The sequence below is a fragment of the Candidatus Polarisedimenticolia bacterium genome (assembly GCA_035764505.1).
In the GTDB taxonomy this organism is placed as follows: Bacteria; Acidobacteriota; Polarisedimenticolia; order Gp22-AA2; family AA152; genus AA152.
In genome coordinates, this window is the sequence record DASTZC010000197.1 from 1 (window position 1) to 2,911 (window position 2,911).

2 protein-coding genes are annotated in these 2,911 nt (G+C 66.2%); both read left to right on the top strand.

The window, feature by feature from the left end; all coding sequences use genetic code 11:
- Positions 1-203: 203 nt before the first annotated feature.
- On the top strand, positions 204-2,498 hold the full coding sequence (locus tag VFW45_13035) for a serine/threonine-protein kinase (GenBank protein HEU5181707.1): 2,295 nt from the start codon (positions 204-206) through the stop codon (positions 2,496-2,498).
- Positions 2,495-2,845 (top strand): hypothetical protein, encoded by a 351-nt coding sequence (locus VFW45_13040; GenBank protein HEU5181708.1) that lies wholly within the window; start codon positions 2,495-2,497, stop codon positions 2,843-2,845. Before VFW45_13035 ends, VFW45_13040 begins: the two co-directional genes overlap by 4 nt.
- Positions 2,846-2,911: the final 66 nt, after the last annotated feature.

Here is a 2,911-nt window from a genome sequence, read left to right on the forward strand (position 1 = left end):
GATCACCCCAGGATCGCGAGAGTTCCGCTTACCCCGCGGGTAGGTCCCACATCTGGATACACTTGCAGGCGATCCAGTGTAGGATGTCCCACAACTGGACGTGTGGGACGTCACCCCCATATCGAGATCGTCATGAGAGCCGGATTCGAGCCATCGCATCGGACCGAATCGCGCGCACGCACGCGCCTGCCTCGAGTCAAGTAATGGAAGACGCGTCCGGGCCCGCGGCAAGTGCAGGAGGCGCCCAGCCCACGCGCCTGTCGCACTTCGAGATCCTCTCGGAGATCGGGCGCGGCGGGATGGGGATCGTCTATCGCGCGCGCGATCTCAACCTGGGACGCAACGTCGCGCTGAAGTCCCCTCATCCCGAAAGTCTCGCCGACCAGGACTACCGCCGTCGGTTCCTGCGCGAGGCACGCGCCGCCTCCGCCATCTCTCACGCGCACATCGTCCCCGTGTATGAAGCCTTCGAAGTCGAGGGCCGGCCCTGGATTGCCATGGAGCTGGTGGAGGGGGGCGATCTTCGCGACCGGCTCGCCACCGGAAAGCCTCTGTTGCTCGAGGAGATCGTCAAGCATGCACTCGGGATCGCCGATGCGCTCGGCGCCGCGCATGAGCATCATCTGCTCCATCGGGACATCAAGCCGAGCAACGTCCTGCTCTCGAAGGATGGCCGGGCGCGCCTGACAGATTTCGGGCTGGCGCGCCGCTACGTGCGACCGGAAGAGGCCTCTTCCCTCTCCACGGCGAGCACGTCCGGGGAGAAGGGAAGGTTCGCCGGGACTCCCGGATACATGGCCCCCGAGCAGGCGCTGGGACGGGACGTCGATCCACGCAGCGACCTGTTCTCCTTCGGGGTCCTTCTCTACGAGATGTGCACGGGGCGGCCGGCATTCCCCGACACGGACGAGATCACCGGATTGGACGCAGTGCTGCATCGCGAGCCGGAGGCGATTTCCCGGCTGAACTATGCGATTCCCGAGGAGCTCGAGCGGATTGCCCGGAAGTGCCTGGCAAAGCGGCCGGACGAGCGTTATCAGTCGGCCGCCGACCTGCTGGCGGATCTGCGCGCCTTCCAACGTCACCTCACCGCGTCCCGCCGCAAGGTGTACGTCGGCTTCGGCAAAAAGGGAGTGCTGCGTTCGAAGCCTTTCCTCGTGGCGCTCGCTCTCACCGCGCTCGCCCTGGTCATCGTGGTCGCGGTGCGCCAATGGCCCCGGCACCCCGTGGGGCCCCTGCCGCCGGCGGCCGAGCCGCTGCGAATCGCCATCCTCGCCCCGAAAAGCCTCCTCGCGGGGGACGAGCGCAAAGACTGGCCCGAGGTCTTCCAGGCGATGCTCGCGGATGAGCTGACCGGCGTGCCGGGAATCGGCGTGGTGGATCCCTTCAGCCTGAACCGGCTACCCGGCGATGCCGCCGGCGGGCCGTCCGGAGACGCGGACGGCATACGCGCTCTGATGACGCGCAATCGGGTCTCCTGGATCGTCAACGGGAGCATTCTTCCGACGGGCGATGCCTTCGAGATCCGCCTGCGGCTGGAGAATCCCAAGACCGGAGAGGTATTCTCGGCCTACCAGGCGACCCTCGAGGAGACGGCGGACCTTGCGTCCGCTGCCTCGTCGCTCGCCATCGAGATTCTGGAAACGCTGGATGCCAGCGGTGCCGGCCGGCCCGACAAGAGCCTGAGGCCCTGGATCGGCGCGCGCCGGCGCAACGTCGCGGCGGTCAGGGCGTTCCTCCAGGCCAGCCGGTACATCCACCATGGCGAGTCAGGAGGGAAGCGTTTCCTGGAGCGCGCCGTCGATCTCGATCCCGATTTCGTCGCTCCACGCATCTGGCTCGTCTCCACCCTCGCGAGGACCGGCGATCTGGAGGAGGCCCGCCGGCATCAAGCAAAGCTCCTGGAGCTGGAGCCGAAGGCCAGTCCGTTCGAGCAGGCGATGATCGGATGGGCCGGCGCCTACATCGCCAATGACGCCGAGGCACAGAAGGCGCACCTCGAAGTGGCCCTGGGCTACTCCCCCGGCAACAACATCCTGCTGGTGAATCTCGCGGACAACCGCGCGAGACATGGCGACTGCGAGGGGGCGATACGGTCGATGCAGAGTCCCGTCGCCGAGAAATGGGATTACCCGCCTCTGTATCCCCTTTGGGGCTGGTGCAATGTGATGGAGGGGCACGTGAATGAGGCGAAGGCTGGCCTGATGGTGTCGCACGAGCTTGGGGATCCCGATCCACGAGTCTACGCGCTCTTGCAGGCAATCGCTCTGTCGGAGGGAGCCACCGAAGAAGCAAAGCGCTGGGAGACCTTGCTCGCCGAGCGCGCCGGCCAGCCGGGAGCCGAGATCGAGCCCGCGGACTTCGTGCCGATCTATAGGAAGCTGGCGGAAATCAGCCGCGCGAAAGGGCTCGGCAGCGTGGCATCGGAGCTGGAGAGAATGGCGAGTCCGGGGGGTCCGGGACAGCCGAAGGGTAACGACCAAAGGGGGAAGCGATGAGCAAGAACAGGATGAGCAGGAAAAAGAAGAAAGGCACCAGCCGATCGACGCGGCGCGTGCGTCTGGCTCGCGCGCGACTTGCCAAGGTCGCGAACAAAGCCATGCGCAACCGGGAATTCTTCGAGGCTCTCCTCGATGATCCCGCGGCAGCGCTGAGGGATGCGGGCTGGTACCTCGTCCAAAAGGACATGAAGACCCTGACACGGGCCCTCCGCGGGAGGCTGGTGTCGGTGCCTTTCAATGCCGTCGATTTCATCGAGAAGCAGCTCGACCATCCCGGGTGGAAAGGCTGGGCCGAACCGACCTGGAAGGGCTGGCCCCCCCCACCCCCCCCATTCCACCGATGAGTGCCGCGGCACATCCGAAGAAGCGTCGCCGCCGCTCGCTCATTGCACGTAAGGCCCCCTACTGGC

Coding starts and splice junctions, on each gene's coding strand:
- VFW45_13035 (HEU5181707.1), top strand. CDS start 204: ATGGAAGACGCGTCCGGGCCCGCGGCAAGTGCAGGAGGCGCCCAGCCC.
- VFW45_13040 (HEU5181708.1), top strand. CDS start 2,495: ATGAGCAAGAACAGGATGAGCAGGAAAAAGAAGAAAGGCACCAGCCGA.